The organism is Pseudomonas sp. GW821-FHT07G06, from assembly GCF_058986625.1.
This window is the reverse complement of record NZ_JBYSVW010000008.1, coordinates 153975-170700: the sequence shown is the minus strand read 5'-3', so window position 1 is coordinate 170700 and position 16726 is coordinate 153975. Positions and strand designations below refer to the sequence as shown.

Below are 16726 nucleotides of genomic sequence, written 5' to 3'. Positions count from 1 at the left end.
CTTACCGCTCGATCAGCGCAATGCGCTTGTTGTACCAGTTCATCAGCAGGGAAATGCTGATACTGATCGCCAGGTACACGCTCATGGTGATGGCAATCACCTCGATCGCCTGGCCGGTCTGGTTGAGCACGGTCCCGGCAAACAGCGAGACCATTTCCGGATAACCGATACCGGCCGCCAGCGAGGAGTTCTTCGCCAGGTTCAGGTATTGGCTGGTCAGCGGTGGAATGATCACGCGCAGGGCTTGCGGGATGATCACCTTGCGCAGGGTCGGGCCGTTGCGCAGGCCGAGGGAATGCGCCGCTTCGGTCTGGCCGTGGCTGACCGACTTGATGCCCGAGCGCACGATCTCGGCGATGAACGCCGCGGTGTACACGGTCAACGCCAGGGTCAGCGCCAGCAGTTCCGGGATCAGTACCCAGCCACCGACGAAGTTGAAGCCCTTGAGCTCCGGCATCTCCCAGTGCACCGGCGCACCGAAAACCAGCGCGCACAGCGCAGGGATCACCAGGAACATCGCCAGGCCGACCCAGAACTTGTGGAATGGCACACCGGTGGCTTCAAAGCGTTTGGTGGCCCAGCGGCTCATCAGCACAATGGCGACGATGGCGACTACAACGCTGATCACAAACGGCCAGAAACCGTCCGCCATCAACGCCGCCGGCATGTTCAGGCCGCGACTGCTGACATAGAAGGTATCGCCGAAGTTATGACTGTTGCGCGGCCCCGGCATGGTCAGGAACACCGCGAAGTACCAGAACAGGATCTGCAGCAGCGGCGGAATGTTGCGGAAGACTTCCACATACACCGTCGCCAGCTTGGCGATGATCCAGTTCTTCGACAGCCGCGCCACACCCACGATGAAACCCAGGATCGTCGCCAGGATCACGCCGATGAAGGTCACCAGCAGCGTGTTGAGCAGGCCGATGACAAACACCCGGGCATATGTGTCCGCTTCGGTGTAGTCGATCAGGTGTTGAGCGATGCCGAAACCGGCACTGCGCTCCAGAAAGTCGAAACCGGAGGTAATGCCCCGGTGTTGCAGGTTGGTCTGGGTATTATCGAACAGATACCAGCCCAGCGAGACCACCCCGACAATCGTGATGATCTGGAATACCCACGCGCGCACTCGTGGATCGCTGAGGCTGAGCCTCTGCTTTGGTGCGCCGATTGAATTTTGCATGAAGTGCCCCGGAAATAATGGAACAGAACATCACCCGGTGGTTGGCCCACCGGGTGATAGAACCATCAGCGCACTGGTGGTGCGTATTGAATGCCGCCAGCGTTCCACAGAGCGTTCAGCCCGCGGTCGATTTCCAGCGGAGTGCTCTTGCCGAGGTTTTTCTCGAACACTTCGCCGTAGTTACCCACTTGCTTGACGATCTGCACGACCCAGTCTTTCTTCACTTTCAGGTCTTTGCCGTATTCACCGTCGGTACCCAGCAGACGGGCAACGTCAGGGTTCTTGGTGCCCTTGGCTTCGGCTTCGACGTTCTTCGAAGTGATGCCGGCTTCTTCAGCGTTGAGCATGGCGTAGCCAGTCCAGCGCACGATGGCCAGCCACTCGTCGTCGCCATTACGCACGACCGGGCCCAGAGGTTCCTTGGAAATGGTTTCCGGCAGAACCACGTAGTCCTTCGGCGAAGCCAGCTTGCTGCGCTGGGCGAACAGCTGGGATTTGTCGGAGGTCAGTACGTCGCAACGACCGGATTCCAGCGACTTGGCGCTTTCGTCGGAGGTGTCGAAGGTGATCGGGGTGTATTTCAGACCGTTGCCGCGGAAGTAGTCGGAAACGTTCAGCTCGGTAGTGGTACCGGCCTGGATGCAGATGGTTGCACCGTCCAGCTCTTTAGCGCTTTTCACGCCCAGCTTGTTGTTTACCAGGAAGCCGATGCCGTCGTAGTAAGTGATGAAGCCCGGGAATTTCAGGCCCATGCCCGCATCACGGGAGCTGGTCATGGTGGTGTTGCGCGACAGAATGTCGATTTCGCCGGACTGCAGCGCGGTGAAGCGCTCCTTGGCGTTCAACTGGCTGAACTTGACCTTGGACGCGTCGCCGAAGACAGCGGCCGCCACTGCACGGCAGTAGTCAGCATCGATACCGACGATCTTGCCGGTGGAATCCGGAACCGAGAAGCCTGGCAGGCCATCGCTGACGCCACACTGCACGAAACCTTTCTTCATCACTGCATCCAGGGTTGCGCCCGCCTGGGCAAACCCGCTGACACCGAGTACTGCGGCTGCAGTCACGATAGCCAGGGTGGATTTCAACATCTTCATTCAAACCTCCAGTTTTGCTCTTGTTGTGTCGGAGCGTGAGTCCTGTCGCACCCTTTTGAGGCGTAGTCGACCCGTGTTGGCTTGTTTTTGGGTCAACCGACGTAAGACGTTAGCTATGAGTCTAGTAGGAGAAAATCCACGTCATGGAAAACTCGCTCTCACCAGTCGGCCGAACGGGCTGTAGCCCTTTCACGTTCGCGAAGCCCCGAATCGGCCTTTGGCGAACATCCATCACCGGATTCATTGCTATCCCACAGTCGGCAGTACACTGATAGTGTTACCGCCGGGCGCGAGATGGGTTGCACCGTTTCCCCATAGCAAAGCCCGTACCACACCGCTCGTCGAAGCGGTTCAGCTGCAGGTCAATAGCAAAACTTGTAACCTTGCGACATCTTCGTAACTGATCAACCAGACACGCACTCAGCACTCGCACTCAATGAGAGCGCACGCACACTTTTGGAGCAGCCATGACCAACCCCTTGATTCTTGAACCCGTCAAGACCGCAGACGCCTGCGTTATCTGGCTGCACGGCCTGGGTGCCGATCGCTACGACTTCCTGCCAGTGGCCGAAGCCCTGCAGGAATCCCTGTTGAGCACCCGCTTTGTTTTGCCCCAGGCGCCGAGCCGCGCCGTCACCATCAACGGCGGATACGAGATGCCGAGCTGGTACGACATATTGGCCATGAGCCCCGCGCGCGCGATCAACCGCGAGCAACTGGAAGAGTCTGCCAACTGGATCATCGAACTGATCGAATCGCAGAAGGCCAGCGGAATAGACGCCTCGCGGATTTTTCTGGCCGGTTTTTCCCAAGGCGGTGCCGTGGTGTTCCACACTGCGTTTCTGAAGTGGCAGGGACCGCTGGGTGGCGTCGTTGCCCTTTCTACTTATGCACCGACCTTCAGCGACGAACTGCAACTGTCCGCCAGCCAGCAGCGCATTCCGGTACTGTCGATGCACGGCCAATACGACGATGTGGTGCAGAACTCGATGGGACGCAGCGCCTACGAGCACTTGAAGCATCGTGGTGTCACCGTGACATGGCAGGAATACCCAATGGGCCACGAAGTGTTACCCGAGGAAATTCGCGACATCGGCACCTGGCTCACCGAGCGCTTGCGTTAACCACTCAGGTTCCTTTCTTTGTTTAAAAGGCCCCTTTGATCCATCCCACTACGCCGCGCCCGATTCTTGCATTACACTGGCCGGCGTACATTCCTTAACCAATTGATGAGATGACCGTGCTCAAAGCACTCAAGAAAATGTTCGGTAAAAGCGAGACTGAGCAACTCGCGCCAGTCCCCAGCGCTCCGTCTCACGCTCCCAGCCACCGCACCGACGGTAATCAGTCTGAACGGGCCGCCACCACGGCGGCACCCAAGCATGAGCCGAAGCCCGCACCCACTGCCCAGCCTGTGGCGATAGCAGCCCCGGAACAGCCGCTCAGCGAAATACCGAAACCCGCCAAACCGCGCCGCGAACCCAAGCCCAAGGCGCCGGTCATCCCATGGAAACTCGAAGACTTCGTTGTCGAGCCCCAGGAAGGCAAAACCCGCTTCCACGATTTCAAGCTGGCCCCTGAACTGATGCACGCCATCCAGGACCTGGGCTTCCCGTATTGCACGCCGATCCAGGCTCAGGTGCTGGGCTTCACCCTCGCCGGCAAAGACGCCATCGGCCGCGCCCAGACCGGTACCGGCAAAACCGCTGCGTTCCTGATCTCGATCATCACCCAGTTGCTGCAAACCCCGCCGCCGAAAGAGCGCTACATGGGTGAGCCACGGGCGCTGATCATCGCGCCGACCCGCGAACTGGTGGTGCAGATCGCCAAGGACGCCGCCGACCTGACCAAGTACACCAGCCTCAACGTCATGACCTTCGTCGGCGGCATGGACTTCGACAAGCAGCTCAAGCACCTCGAAGCCCGCCACTGCGACATCCTGGTAGCCACACCGGGCCGCCTGCTGGACTTCAACCAGCGCGGCGACGTGCACCTGGACATGGTCGAAGTGATGGTGCTGGACGAAGCCGACCGCATGCTCGACATGGGCTTCATCCCGCAAGTGCGCCAGATCATTCGCCAGACGCCGCCGAAGGCCGAGCGCCAGACGCTGCTGTTCTCCGCGACCTTCACCGAAGACGTGATGAACCTGGCCAAGCAATGGACCACCGACCCTGCCATCGTCGAAATCGAAGTCACCAACGTGGCCAACGAAAACGTCGAGCAGCACATCTACGCCGTGGCCGCTGCCGACAAATACAAACTGCTCTACAACCTGGTCAACGACAATGGCTGGGAACGGGTGATCGTGTTCGCCAACCGCAAGGATGAAGTGCGGCGCATCGAAGAACGCCTGGTGCGCGACGGCATCAACGCCGCGCAACTGTCCGGCGATGTTCCGCAGCACAAGCGCATCAAGACCCTCGAAGGCTTCCGCGAAGGCAAGATCCGCGTCCTGGTCGCCACTGACGTGGCCGGTCGCGGTATCCACATCGACGGCATCAGCCACGTGATCAACTTCACCCTGCCGGAAGTGCCCGACGACTACGTGCACCGCATCGGACGGACCGGTCGTGCTGGCGCCGACGGTGTGTCCATCAGCTTTGCCGGTGAAGACGACTCCTACCAGTTACCGTCCATCGAGGAAAAACTGGGGCGCAAGATCAGCTGTGAAACACCACCGACGCATCTGTTGCGGGCGGTTGAGCGCAAGCGTCCGCACTAAACGACGCTGGAAAGACAAGCGCAGCCGGAAACGGACTGCGCTTTTTTTTTCGCCCGGATATTGTGAGATACAACTAAAAGTCCATAATAGACAAATTAGTTTACTTTCAGTCCCGGAGCCGACCATGTCCCATACGCCCCAAGTGATCAACCAACATCAGGCTCGCGAGTTACTGGCGCAGGTCGACGTGCCGCAGATCCTGCGCAAAATGTTCCGTGACCTGGCGGCCGGGCAAGCCGTGCAACCGGCACAACAACTGGTGGAATTTCCCCAGGGCGCCGGCGACTTCATCAACTACCTGGGGGTGTTGGCCCAAGACGGCGTGTACGGCATCAAGACTTCGCCGTACATCGTCCGTGAGCAGGGCCCCTTGGTGACCGCGTGGACTGTGCTGATGTCGATGCAGACCGGCCAGCCGCTGTTGCTGTGCGACGCGGGTGAACTGACCACCGCACGCACCGCCGCGACCACTGCCGTGGCGGTCGATGCACTCGCGCCACTGACAGCCAATCGCCTGGCCATCATCGGCAGCGGCAAAGTGGCCCAGGCGCACCTGCATTACGTGAAAAGCCTGCGCGACTGGCAGAGCATCAGCCTGTACGCGCCGAACCTGAGCGATGACGCTCAAACCGTGAGCCTGCTGAAAAACATCGAGCCACGCCTGAACATCGTCGAGAGTCGCGAAGCTGCCGTGCAGGACGCCGACGTGATCATGCTCTGCACCTCATCCGCCGGTCCGGTGATCGATCCGTCGAGCTTGCGCAAACCGGCGCTGATCACCTCTATCAGCACCAACGCCCCGCGTGCCCACGAAGTGCCGCCGCAAAGCCTCAATGACATGCAGGTGTTCTGCGACTATCGCCTGACCACCCCGGGCGCGGCCGGTGAAATGCTGATCGCCGGCGAACAACACGGTTGGGACAAGAGCCTGATTGTCGGCGACCTGCCGGACCTGCACAGCGATAAAGTCCAGCGCCCCGGTTACGATCGGCATGTGTTTTTCCGCTCCATCGGCCTGGGCCTGGAAGACATTGCGCTGGCCAACGCCATCTACCGCCTGTCCCGCTGACACCACCACTCACCTGTGGGAGCGAGCCTGCTCGCGAATACGATCTTTCATTCAACATAGATGTTGACTGATCCGACGCTTTCGCGAGCAGGCTCGCTCCCACAGGAAATCTCTACACCATTGGCATTTACGCCCCATCAGGAGACGTTCATGAGCCAGGCAGATTTCATCATCATCGGCGGCGGTATCGCCGGCGCTTCCACCGGTTTCTGGCTGTCGCAGCATGGCCGTGTGATCGTTCTCGAACGCGAATCCCATCCGGCCTACCATTCCACCGGACGTTCGGCGGCGCTGTACACCGCCGCCTACGGCACCCCGCAGGTTCGCGCACTGACCCTGGCCAGCCGGGACTTTTTCGACAATCCGCCCAGCGGTTTCTGCGAACACCCGCTGCTGACCCCACGGGGCGAAATGACCGTGGATTTCACCGGCGACCCGGACGAACTGAACAGGCAATACCAGAGCGCGAAAGCCACGGTGCCGGAGATGCAATTGCTCAGCACCGACGAGGCCTGCGCGCTGGTGCCGATCCTGCGCCGGGAAAAAGTCCACGGTGCGATCTACGATCCGACCGCTACCGACATCGACACCGATGCCCTGCATCAGGGATACCTGCGCGGCATCCGCCGCAACCGGGGCGAAGTCCACACCGACGCCGAAGTCGTCAGCCTGAGCCGCGATGACCAGGGTACATGGCACGTCCAGACCGGCACTCAGACGTTCAGCGCCCCGGTCATCATCAACGCCGCCGGCGCCTGGGCCGACAGGATCGGCGAACTGGCCGGCGCCAGGCCCCTGGGCCTGCAACCGAAACGTCGCGCCGCATTCATCTTCGCCGGCCCGGAGGGTGTGGACATCCATCATTGGCCGATGCTGGTCAGCCTCGACGAATCCTTCTACATGAAACCCGACGCCGGGATGTTCCTCGGTTCGCCGGCCAACGCCGACCCGGTGGAACCCCATGACGTACAGCCTGAAGAGCTGGACATCGCCATGGGCATCTACCAGATCGAAGAAGCCACGACCCTGACCATTCGCCGCCCGACCCGCACCTGGGCCGGCCTGCGCAGCTTCGTCAGCGACGGCGATTTGCTGTCCGGCTTCGATCCACAGGTGCCAGGGCTGTTCTGGGTCGCGGCGCAAGGCGGGTATGGCATCCAGACTTCGCCGGCCATGGGCCAGGCCAGTGCGGCACTGGTGCGCGGTGCAGCGTTGCCCGAGTCGCTCGGCCGTTTCGGCCTGAATGCCGACATGCTCTCCCCTGCCCGCCTCGGCTGAGCCTGATCCTCAGGTGACGTGCCCACACGATTACGGCACACTTTCAGCGCCCCTTTGATGGGGCGCTGACGCTGCCTGGAGTTCCACAGTATGAACGCCCCCGAAAAAGACTCGGCCCCGAACACCCTATCGCTGGATAACTTCCGGGCGATCGCCGATGCCATCGCCACGTTGTTTTTCCCCCACGCCGAAGTGGTGCTGCATGACCTGCGCACGCAAAAGGTCGACTACATCGCCAACAACCTGTCCAAGCGGGAAATCGGCGACGACTCGGCGCTGGAAGACATGCTCAGCGACGATGTCAGCGAACGAAACATCGGGCCGTATGAAAAGCTCAATTGGGATGGCCAGAAGATTCGCAGCCTCAGCACGGTACTGCGCGACAACGAAGGTCATCCGCTGGCGGTGCTATGCATCAACCTGAATATTTCGCTGTTCGAGAATGCCAAGGCCGCTTTGGACCTGTTCCTGTCGCCGACCAAGCTGATCCCGCAACCGGATGCACTGTTCCGCGATGACTGGCAGGAGCGGATCAACACCTTCCTCCACGCCTGGTTGCGCGAACGTCAGTTGAGCCTGAACCTGCTGACCCGCGACCACAAGCGTGAGCTGGTGCTGGCGTTGCACGCCGAAGGCGCGTTCAAAGGCAAAAGCGCATCGAACTACGTAGCCAATGTGCTGAACATGGGCCGGGCGACGGTGTACAAGCATTTGAAGGAATTGAAGGGCTGAAAATCAAAAGATCGCAGGCTTCGCCAGCTCCTACAGTAGAACGCATTCCCCTGTAGGAGCTGCCGCAGGCTGCGATCTTTTTAATCAGTCGCCATAAATATCCGACTTGAAATACTTGTCGGAAATCTTCTGATACTCACCACTGGCACGAATGCCATCAATGGCCGTGTTCAACTCACTGACCAGTTCAGTGTTGCCCTTGCGCACGGCAATCCCCGCACCCTCGCCCACATATTTCGGATCTTTCAGCTCAGGCCCGACAAAGGCGTAACCCTTGCCACGCGGCATCGACAGGAAGTCATTGAGTGGAATGGTGTCGGCAAAAATCGCGTCGAGGCGACCGGCCGCCAGGTCCATGTAGATTTCTTCGTTATTGCTGTAGCGCTTGACGTTGATGCCCTTCGGCTCGAACACCTCGGTGGCGTAACGGTCCGTGGTGGTGGCACGCTGCACGCCGACGGTCTTGCCCTTGAGGCTGGCGTACTGGTCATCCACCACCGCGCCGTCCTTCATCACCAGCCGTGACGAAGTGAAATAGTACTTGTGGGTGAAGTCCACCGACTTCTTGCGGTCTTCATTAATGGTCATGGACGACAGCGCCATGTCGATTTTCTTCACCTTCAGGGAAGGAATCAGACCGTCGAACTCGCCTTCGACCCACACACACTTGGCCTTCATCTGCGCGCACAGGGCATTGCCGATGTCATAGTCGAAACCGACGATTTCGCCTTTGTCGGTTTTCGAAGCGAACGGTGGATACGCGGCTTCGATGCCGATGCGCAGGGTTTTCTCGGCGGCGAACACAGAACTGCACGCCAACAGGCTCAGGGCCAGACCGGTGATGAGGGGGAACTTCTTCATGTTCGTTTTCTCGCGGTTGTTGTTGGTTTGGCAAGACAGAAGAAAAAGCTGAAACGGGGTGGAAACCTTTTTTGTACTTATAATTCCATCTTGGACTTTTATGTATTGCCCGTCAATCGGGCAAATGCAGACCGTGCCGGCCGATGGTCGGGTGGTGAATCCAGGAGTGATTGGTTGAATCGAAAGGCCTCATCGCGAGCAAGCTCGCTCCCACAGGTTCTTCGTCGTACACAAAATTCATGTTCGACCAGATCCACTGTGGGAGCGAGCTTGCTCGCGATGACTGACTAAAGAACGCAGAAGGAACTACTGCTTCCAGCGATCTGCCGCCGCATGATCACTGTCACGTCCCTCGACCCAACGCGGCCCGTCGCTGGTGATTTCTTTCTTCCAGAACGGTGCGCGGGTTTTCAGGTAATCCATGACAAAGGCGCAGGCGTCGAATGCCGCCTGGCGATGAGCGCTGGCCGCGCCGACGAAGACAATCGGCTCGCCCGGTTCCAGGGCGCCGATGCGGTGCAGCACTTCGAGCTTGAGCAGCGGCCAGCGCTGCTCGGCCTCGATGGCGATCTTGCCCAAGGCCTTTTCAGTCATGCCGGGATAGTGTTCGAGGAACATCCCGGCGACGTCCAGGCCATCATTGAAGTCGCGCACATAGCCGACAAAACTCACCACCGCCCCCACACCGACATTGGCGTCGTGCATGGCGTTGACCTCGGCGCCCGGATCGAACGGCGTGGACTGCACGCGAATGGCCATGGTTCAGCCTCCGGTCACGGTCGGAAAGAACGCCACTTCATCGCCCTCGCTGACCGGCTCGTCGAGCTGGCAGAGGTCTTCGTTGCGGGCGCACATCAGGTTCTGCTCGCTCAATACCTCGGCACCGTCACGCTGGGCCAGCAACGCGCGGACATCGTCGACGGTGGCGAAGTTGCCTTCAACCTTCACCGAGTCCAGCCCCAGCGCTTCACGATAACGGGCGAAAAACTTCACGGTCACGTTCATGGCTGCTCCGCCTGGAAATGTCCGCTCTTGCCGCCGACCTTCTCCAGCAGACGCACACTTTCGATGGTCATGCCGCGGTCTACGGCCTTGCACATGTCGTAGATCGTCAGCGCGGCGACGCTGGCGGCGGTCAGGGCTTCCATCTCGACGCCGGTCTGCCCGGACAGCTTGCAGCGCGCCACGATGCGCACCGAATCGTCGCCTTCGGCACTGAGCTCGACCTTGACGCCGGTCAGCATCAGCGGATGGCACAGGGGAATCAGATCGCTGGTTTTCTTCGCCGCCTGGATGCCGGCAATGCGCGCCACGGCAAACACATCACCCTTGGGGTGGCCGCCGCTGACGATCATCTGCAGGGTCTCGGGCAGCATGCGCACCAGCGCTTGGGCCGTCGCCTCACGGAACGTCACGGCTTTTTCAGTGACGTCGACCATGTTGGCGCGGCCTTGGGAATCGAGATGTGTCAGCACGGGATTACTCCTGATCAGGAGCGTCGATTGTAAACCTGTGGGTCAATTTTTCGCACGCACGATTATCGGACGTGCCCCTGTAGGAGCTGCCGAAGGCTGCGATCTTTTGATCTTGCCCTTAAAAGCAAAATCAAAAGATCGCAGCCTTCGGCAGCTCCTACAGGGATTGTTGTTCGCCATAAAAAACCGGGCGGCTTTTGAGGCCGCCCGGTTTCGATGAAGCGATTACAAGTGCGATTCGGCGTATTCGGCCAGGATCGAGCGTGGTACCCCTTGCAGGGTGATGTGCACCCCGTTCGGGAAGTCCTTGAAGCGTTCAGTGAGGTAGGTCAGCCCGGAGCTGGTCGCGGACAGGTAAGGGGTGTCGATCTGTGCCAGGTTGCCCAGGCACACCACTTTGGAACCGGCGCCGGCACGGGTGATGATGGTTTTCATCTGGTGCGGCGTGAGGTTCTGGCATTCGTCGATCAGGATCAGGCTCTGCTGGAAGCTGCGCCCCCGGATGTAGTTGAGGGATTTGAACTGCAACGGCACTTTGCTGAGGATGTAGTCGACGCTGCCATGGGTGCTTTCGTCATCCATGTGCAAGGCTTCGAGGTTGTCGGTGATGGCGCCCAGCCACGGCTCCATTTTTTCCGCCTCGGTGCCGGGCAGGAAGCCGATTTCCTGGTCCAGGCCCTGCACGCTCCGGGTGGCGATGATGCGGCGATAACGTTTGCTGACCATGGTCTGCTCGATCGCAGCGGCCAGCGCCAGGATGGTTTTACCCGAGCCCGCGGCACCCGACAGGTTGACCAGGTGGATGTCCGGATCGAGCAAGGCGTACAACGCCAGGCTCTGATAGATATCACGCGGTTTCAGGCCCCAGGCCTCTTGGTGCAACAGTGGTTCCTGGTGCAGGTCAAGGATCAGCAAGCGGTCCTCTTCGATCTCCTTGATCCAGCCGACAAAGCCCTGCTCATCAATGATGAATTCATTGATGTGCACCGCCGGCAGGTTGTCGATCAACTGTACCTGGTGCCAGGTGCGGCCGTGGTCTTGACGGGTTTCGACCTTGCTCACACGGTCCCAGAAAGAGCCGGTCATGTTGTGGTAGCCATTGGGCAGCAAGGACACGTCATCGACCAGTTGGTCGGTGCTGTAGTCCTCGGCCGCGATCCCGCAGGCGCGCGCCTTGAGGCGCATGTTGATGTCTTTGGTGACCAGCACCACGGGCTTTTTCGGGTCGCGTGTGTGCAGATCGATCAGTTGATTGATGATTTTGTTGTCATTCAGGTGCTCGGGCAGAATCAGGTTCGGCTCGGCATGCTTGCTCATCAGAATTGACAGCAAACCCTTGGGCCCGCTTTTGCCACGCTGGATCGGAACACCCTGCTCGACGTCCTCGGGTGAGGCATCGCCCAGGGTCTTGTCGATCAGGCGGATGGCCTGGCGGCATTCGGCGGCAACGCTGTGATGCCCGCTCTTGAGCTTGTCGAGCTCTTCAAGCACGGTCATCGGGATTGCGACGTGGTGTTCTTCGAAGTTGAGCAGCGCGTTTGGATCGTGAATCAATACGTTGGTATCGAGTACATAAAGGATTGGCTGGTTGGAAGAAGAGCTACGTCCGTGATCATCCATACTCGGTCACCTTTGTGGGAGCCATTCGACGCAATACCCTGACGGTGCTGCGCCTCGAAGTGACTGCCGAATACACCTGCGGGGACTCAAGTGTTTTGCCTGCATAGCGGGGTCTTGGGAGACGCCACCTGTGTTGCAGGTTTCGGCGGTCTGTCTTCGTAATACTCCAAAACGTGTGACAGAAAAAAGTACTTTGACGCTTTTTTGAAGTTTATTTTTCAGAGTGACCAATAACACTTGGCGGACTGCCATCACCCGTTTACAGTCGGAAGTCAACCTGCAACGAATTCTCCTGCAAATTCGCAAAAAACCCAATGTTTACTGGGTTTGGCCGTTTCAGCGAAACGCATCCTGGCAATCCTCCCAACCGATCCCGACCGGCGCCGTTTGCGTGACCAGCCACGGCAACGCCGTTTTCACTGCATCCTGTTTCACATTGAAATTGATCACCCCGTGCCGCCACAGCAGCATCAGGGTCAGCACCCGTTGCGCACTCGGGTTGCCCTTGAGTTTGCCGGCGCCGTCCTGGGCATCGATGTCCCACAGCGCTACCTGCAAACCCTGAGCCTTGAAGAAACCTTCGGCATCGGAACGACGCTGGCCATCGGGCGGACGGAACAGTGGCACGAAGTTCTCCGGCAGCTTGCTTTTGACCAGTTCGGCGCTGCGGCGCACCGAGTCCTGCCAGTCCTGCCAGTGACTGTGGGAGCGAAACTCCCAGCCTTGCACGCCGATGCACTGGGTCGAGTAGGTCGCTTGCAGGTGACTCACCGATTGCTCGGCCAAACGGGCCTGGATGTCCTTGCCGAGGACGAAGAACGTCCCGCTCATGTTCGACTTGCGCAGGTACTCGGTGACCCAGGCGGTGTTGTCCGGCGCGGCGTTGGCAGCACTGTCGAAGGTCAGCAGAAACAGCCGGTCATGCATCCCGTCGCCGGAGCGCTCATAGTCGCCAAAATGATCGACTTCACTGCTGGTTTGCGGGAACAGGGCGGCCTTGCGCAATTGTTCGTCCAGGTACTGGGTATGGAACGCACGACTCGGTTCGGCCCACTTGATGTAGTAGCTTTCTGCACTGACCTGGAACTTGGCGGCTTGTTCGCGCAGGGTGGGCATGTCTTCGACCAGAAAACAGAACGACGCATCCTGATCGCAACTCTGTTGGGCGTAGTTGTAGTTGGCCAGCAGCCGTTGCCACAGATGCTGGCGAACCCGGTTGACCGACTCCAGGTTGATGGTGCGCAAGCCCAGGCGCTGGGCCAGGGCGGGTTCATCCAGCGATTCGCTGGCCAACAGCACACTGGAAAACATGAGGATCTCGGCCCTCGACGCCACGTCGAACAGCGTTGGACTGACGAGTTTTTCTGGCCAGGTGCTGCGATCAAGCGTCGCCACATCGCCCGGTGCCGCGATGGCGCCGACGCTCAGTAGCCAGATCGAAATGAGAAAAGCGATGCGCAATGGGATGTCTCCATAACAAAACCCGCGCGGCACTATAGCTGATCGCGGCCCTCATTCCCGCAGCAACCCCAATCTCCTGTGGGAGCGAGCTTGCTCGCGATGACGGTGCATCAGCCAACATCTTTTCCGAATGTCAGACCGCAATCGCGAGCAAGCTCGCTCCCACAGGGTTTGGTGCAAGGCCACCGGCCATCACCTATTACCCCGATAGCTGGAGTCAACGCCGACAACCCCCTAGAATCGCGGCCACGATTAAAGGAGACGACTTCATGCTGATGGTGATTTCACCCGCCAAGACCCTCGACTATGAAACACCGCCCGCCACCCAGCGCTTCACCCAGCCGCAGTACCTCGACCACTCCCAGGAGCTGATCCTGCAGTTGCGCGAGTTGTCCCCGGCACAGATCAGCGAATTGATGCACGTTTCCGACAAGATCGGCGGGCTCAACGCCGCGCGTTTCGGCAGCTGGACGCCCGCGTTCACCCCGGAAAACGCCAAGCAGGCGCTGCTGGCCTTCAAGGGCGATGTGTACACCGGCCTGAATGCACAAACCTTCAGCGAAGCCGATTTCGACTATGCCCAGCAGCATCTGCGCATGTTGTCCGGCCTGTACGGCCTGCTGCGTCCACTGGACCTGATGCAACCCTATCGCCTGGAAATGGGCACCCGGCTGGCCAACGCCCGGGGCAAGGACCTGTATGCCTTCTGGGGTACACGCATCAGCGAATGGCTGAACGAAGCCCTGGTCGATCAAGGCGATGACGTGCTGCTCAACCTGGCGTCCAACGAGTACTTCTCGGCGGTCAAGCGCAACGCCTTGAACGCACGCATCATCAATACCGAATTCAAGGACCTGAAGAACGGCCAGTACAAGATCATCAGCTTCTACGCGAAAAAGGCCCGCGGCTTGATGAGCCGCTTCGTCATCGAAGAGCGCATCAACGATCCGGCCACCCTCAAGCAATTCGACGTTCAAGGCTATCGCTACAGCGCTGAACAGTCCAAACCGGACAACCTGGTGTTTCTGCGCGATCACGCACCAGAGTGATGCAGCCGGTCAGCGCATGAGCGAACACCCCCTCATGCGCTGCCCATTGATCGTCCGACAATTCCCCCCCCTGATCGCCAGCCTATTGGCGTCAAAAAACCATCGATCGTTTTCCTAACTTTAGTTTCACTCGACTTCAATCATTTTTTTGCGTAGTGGCACTGACTTTTTTTAACAGTAGTGGCAAAAAACTATCCGCCCCAATTATCCGCCTATATATAAAGGGCCAAACGGCAAGTGCTATCAATTTGAGAGCAGTGCCATCTTTCTCAATATTTCAAGAAATTTCAGATTTCACGATGAGCGGACCGGAACTATGTCCAAACGCGCCGCTCATACCACCGGTAACGATTCTCGCCGAACCTGTACGAGATAACTTACGCAGATAAGCGATTCTTGTAGCGAAGTTGCAATACTAACTTGCGCTGACTAATCACTGATTTGAACAACAGCGAGCGGACAGGAGATAACGCGGTATGACTATCCCCTACAAGGCCACGGCAGCGCCCCTATAAACGTGCTCACCCGAGCACCCAACCGCTTGATCTACGGGCTTTCGGCCTGACATCAAGCGTGCAAGGCCGTTGCACCTGCATCCTTCGAAAGGAGGATCGGCTGCATAACAGGGCAAATCATAACAACAAGGCCTAGTTGCGCACCCATTGAGTGCATTTATTTAGACACTCGTAACTTATATGCCAGCACAGGGCATTGCTGCGCCTGTAAGGCGCACTTGCGAGTGCACTAAAACACGCTGAACACCATTAACTCCGGCCATCTAATGGCTTGATCAATACAGAGGTAATTGCGATGCGCATCAGCATATTTGGTTTGGGTTACGTTGGCGCAGTATGTGCCGGTTGCCTGTCTGCACGGGGTCATGACGTCGTTGGCGTCGATGTGGCCAAAGACAAGATCGATATGATCAATGCCGGCAAATCGCCGATTGTTGAACCAGGCCTGGGCGAACTTCTGGCCCAGGGCATCCAGACCGGTCGCCTGCGTGGCACCACCAACTTCGCCGAGGCGATTCGCGACACCGACCTGTCGATGATCTGCGTGGGCACGCCGAGCAAGAAAAACGGCGACCTGGAACTGAACTACATCGAGGCAGTGTGCCGCGAAATCGGTTTTGTCCTGCGTGACAAGACCACTCGCCACACCATCGTCGTGCGCAGCACCGTGTTGCCGGGCACCGTGGCCAACGTGGTCATTCCGATTCTCGAAGACTGCTCCGGCAAGAAGGCCGGTGTCGATTTCGGCGTGGCCGTGAACCCTGAGTTCCTGCGCGAAAGCACCGCGATCGCCGACTACGACCAGCCGCCAATGACCGTCATTGGCGAGTTCGACAAAGCGTCCGGTGACGTTCTGCAATCGCTGTACGAAGAACTCGACGCACCGATCATCCGCAAGGACATCGCGGTCGCCGAGATGATCAAGTACACCTGCAACGTGTGGCACGCCACCAAGGTCACCTTCGCCAACGAAATCGGCAACATCGCCAAGGCGGTCGGCGTCGACGGTCGCGAAGTGATGGACGTGGTCTGCCAGGACAAGACCCTCAACCTGTCCCAGTACTACATGCGCCCGGGCTTCGCCTTCGGCGGCTCGTGCCTGCCAAAGGACGTGCGCGCGCTGACCTACCGCGCCGGCTCCCTGGACGTGGAAGCGCCGTTGCTCAACTCGCTGATGCGCAGCAACGAATCCCAGGTGCAGAACGCTTTCGACATCGTTTCCAGCCACGACAAACGCAAAGTCGCCCTGCTCGGCCTGAGCTTCAAGGCCGGTACCGACGACCTGCGCGAAAGCCCGCTGGTTGACCTGGCGGAAATGCTGATCGGCAAGGGCTACGACCTGAGCATCTACGACAGCAACGTCGAGTACGCCCGCGTTCACGGCGCGAACAAGGACTACATCGAGTCGAAGATCCCGCACGTCTCGTCCTTGCTCAACGCCGACTTCGACGCGGTGATCAACAACTCCGACGTGATCATCCTCGGCAACCGTGACGAGAAATTCCGTGCCCTGGTGCAGGACGTACCACACGGCAAGCAGGTGATCGACCTGGTGGGCTTCATGTCCAAAGCCACCAGCGTCAAAGGTCGTACCGAAGGCATCTGCTGGTAAACACAGAAACCACGCGGCGACGCGCGGCAACTGTGTAAACCGATGTAGG

15 protein-coding genes are annotated in these 16726 nt (G+C 59.1%); 7 read left to right on the top strand and 8 right to left on the bottom strand.

What is annotated here, in order from left to right:
• Position 1 precedes the first annotated feature (1 nt).
• Complete coding sequence (locus AC3WJW_RS15485) at positions 2-1183, bottom strand: amino acid ABC transporter permease (protein ID WP_493726597.1); 1182 nt, start codon at positions 1181-1183, stop codon at positions 2-4.
• 65 nt (positions 1184-1248) lie between these two features.
• Positions 1249-2280: an amino acid ABC transporter substrate-binding protein gene (locus AC3WJW_RS15480; protein WP_493726596.1), complete on the bottom strand. Its 1032-nt coding sequence runs from the start codon at positions 2278-2280 to the stop codon at positions 1249-1251.
• 467 nt (positions 2281-2747) lie between these two features.
• Here AC3WJW_RS15480 and AC3WJW_RS15475 point away from each other — a divergent pair, with 467 nt between their 5' ends.
• The 5 genes from AC3WJW_RS15475 to AC3WJW_RS15455 all read left to right on the top strand — a co-directional run bounded on the left by AC3WJW_RS15475 (position 2748) and on the right by AC3WJW_RS15455 (position 8084).
• On the top strand, positions 2748-3404 hold the full coding sequence (locus tag AC3WJW_RS15475; RefSeq protein WP_493726595.1) for an alpha/beta hydrolase: 657 nt from the start codon (positions 2748-2750) through the stop codon (positions 3402-3404).
• A 110-nt stretch (positions 3405-3514) separates the two neighbouring features.
• The gene (gene rhlB, locus AC3WJW_RS15470; protein ID WP_493726594.1) at positions 3515-5005 is read left to right on the top strand and encodes an ATP-dependent RNA helicase RhlB; all 1491 of its coding nucleotides are present in this window, start codon (positions 3515-3517) and stop codon (positions 5003-5005) included.
• A gap of 124 nt (positions 5006-5129) precedes the next feature.
• Complete coding sequence (locus AC3WJW_RS15465; protein WP_493726593.1) at positions 5130-6074, top strand: ornithine cyclodeaminase family protein; 945 nt, start codon at positions 5130-5132, stop codon at positions 6072-6074.
• A 150-nt stretch (positions 6075-6224) separates the two neighbouring features.
• Positions 6225-7352 (top strand): NAD(P)/FAD-dependent oxidoreductase, encoded by a 1128-nt coding sequence (locus AC3WJW_RS15460; RefSeq protein ID WP_493726592.1) that lies wholly within the window; start codon positions 6225-6227, stop codon positions 7350-7352.
• A 90-nt stretch (positions 7353-7442) separates the two neighbouring features.
• A complete protein-coding gene (locus AC3WJW_RS15455) occupies positions 7443-8084 on the top strand; it encodes a helix-turn-helix transcriptional regulator (protein ID WP_493726591.1) in 642 nt (213 codons plus the stop codon).
• A gap of 84 nt (positions 8085-8168) precedes the next feature.
• On the opposite strand, the gene AC3WJW_RS15450 is transcribed toward AC3WJW_RS15455, so the two are convergent.
• The 6 genes from AC3WJW_RS15450 to AC3WJW_RS15425 all read right to left on the bottom strand — a co-directional run bounded on the left by AC3WJW_RS15450 (position 8169) and on the right by AC3WJW_RS15425 (position 13501).
• Positions 8169-8945 (bottom strand): ABC transporter substrate-binding protein, encoded by a 777-nt coding sequence (locus AC3WJW_RS15450; protein ID WP_095965502.1) that lies wholly within the window; start codon positions 8943-8945, stop codon positions 8169-8171.
• 306 nt (positions 8946-9251) lie between these two features.
• Positions 9252-9704, bottom strand: a complete 453-nt coding sequence (moaE, locus tag AC3WJW_RS15445) for a molybdopterin synthase catalytic subunit MoaE (RefSeq protein WP_218477550.1) — start codon at positions 9702-9704, stop codon at positions 9252-9254.
• Between the two features lie 3 nt (positions 9705-9707).
• Positions 9708-9950 (bottom strand): molybdopterin converting factor subunit 1, encoded by a 243-nt coding sequence (moaD, locus tag AC3WJW_RS15440; protein ID WP_075945584.1) that lies wholly within the window; start codon positions 9948-9950, stop codon positions 9708-9710.
• Positions 9947-10420, bottom strand: a complete 474-nt coding sequence (gene moaC, locus AC3WJW_RS15435) for a cyclic pyranopterin monophosphate synthase MoaC (RefSeq protein ID WP_007972660.1) — start codon at positions 10418-10420, stop codon at positions 9947-9949. The genes moaD and moaC overlap by 4 nt, the downstream gene beginning before the upstream one ends.
• 225 nt (positions 10421-10645) lie before the next feature.
• Positions 10646-12040 (bottom strand): PhoH family protein, encoded by a 1395-nt coding sequence (locus tag AC3WJW_RS15430; protein WP_007972659.1) that lies wholly within the window; start codon positions 12038-12040, stop codon positions 10646-10648.
• 336 nt (positions 12041-12376) lie between these two features.
• A complete protein-coding gene (locus tag AC3WJW_RS15425; protein ID WP_493726590.1) occupies positions 12377-13501 on the bottom strand; it encodes a polysaccharide deacetylase family protein in 1125 nt (374 codons plus the stop codon).
• A gap of 269 nt (positions 13502-13770) precedes the next feature.
• Between AC3WJW_RS15425 and yaaA the strand changes: the two genes are divergently transcribed.
• Both yaaA and AC3WJW_RS15415 read left to right on the top strand, forming a co-directional pair.
• The gene (gene yaaA, locus AC3WJW_RS15420) at positions 13771-14550 is read left to right on the top strand and encodes a peroxide stress protein YaaA (RefSeq protein WP_116581162.1); all 780 of its coding nucleotides are present in this window, start codon (positions 13771-13773) and stop codon (positions 14548-14550) included.
• Positions 14551-15360: 810 nt separating this feature from the next.
• Positions 15361-16677: a nucleotide sugar dehydrogenase gene (locus AC3WJW_RS15415; RefSeq protein ID WP_007972653.1), complete on the top strand. Its 1317-nt coding sequence runs from the start codon at positions 15361-15363 to the stop codon at positions 16675-16677.
• The last annotated feature ends 49 nt before the right edge of the window (positions 16678-16726 follow it).

What these genes read in the sequence shown, in the direction of transcription:
- AC3WJW_RS15485 (WP_493726597.1), bottom strand. Translation starts at nt 1,183, where the DNA reads ATGCAAAATTCAATCGGCGCACCAAAGCAGAGGCTCAGCCTCAGCGAT.
- AC3WJW_RS15480 (WP_493726596.1), bottom strand. Translation starts at nt 2,280, where the DNA reads ATGAAGATGTTGAAATCCACCCTGGCTATCGTGACTGCAGCCGCAGTA.
- AC3WJW_RS15475 (WP_493726595.1), top strand. Translation starts at nt 2,748, where the DNA reads ATGACCAACCCCTTGATTCTTGAACCCGTCAAGACCGCAGACGCCTGC.
- rhlB (WP_493726594.1), top strand. Translation starts at nt 3,515, where the DNA reads ATGACCGTGCTCAAAGCACTCAAGAAAATGTTCGGTAAAAGCGAGACT.
- AC3WJW_RS15465 (WP_493726593.1), top strand. Translation starts at nt 5,130, where the DNA reads ATGTCCCATACGCCCCAAGTGATCAACCAACATCAGGCTCGCGAGTTA.
- AC3WJW_RS15460 (WP_493726592.1), top strand. Translation starts at nt 6,225, where the DNA reads ATGAGCCAGGCAGATTTCATCATCATCGGCGGCGGTATCGCCGGCGCT.
- AC3WJW_RS15455 (WP_493726591.1), top strand. Translation starts at nt 7,443, where the DNA reads ATGAACGCCCCCGAAAAAGACTCGGCCCCGAACACCCTATCGCTGGAT.
- AC3WJW_RS15450 (WP_095965502.1), bottom strand. Translation starts at nt 8,945, where the DNA reads ATGAAGAAGTTCCCCCTCATCACCGGTCTGGCCCTGAGCCTGTTGGCG.
- moaE (WP_218477550.1), bottom strand. Translation starts at nt 9,704, where the DNA reads ATGGCCATTCGCGTGCAGTCCACGCCGTTCGATCCGGGCGCCGAGGTC.
- moaD (WP_075945584.1), bottom strand. Translation starts at nt 9,950, where the DNA reads ATGAACGTGACCGTGAAGTTTTTCGCCCGTTATCGTGAAGCGCTGGGG.
- AC3WJW_RS15430 (WP_007972659.1), bottom strand. Translation starts at nt 12,040, where the DNA reads ATGGATGATCACGGACGTAGCTCTTCTTCCAACCAGCCAATCCTTTAT.
- yaaA (WP_116581162.1), top strand. Translation starts at nt 13,771, where the DNA reads ATGCTGATGGTGATTTCACCCGCCAAGACCCTCGACTATGAAACACCG.
- AC3WJW_RS15415 (WP_007972653.1), top strand. Translation starts at nt 15,361, where the DNA reads ATGCGCATCAGCATATTTGGTTTGGGTTACGTTGGCGCAGTATGTGCC.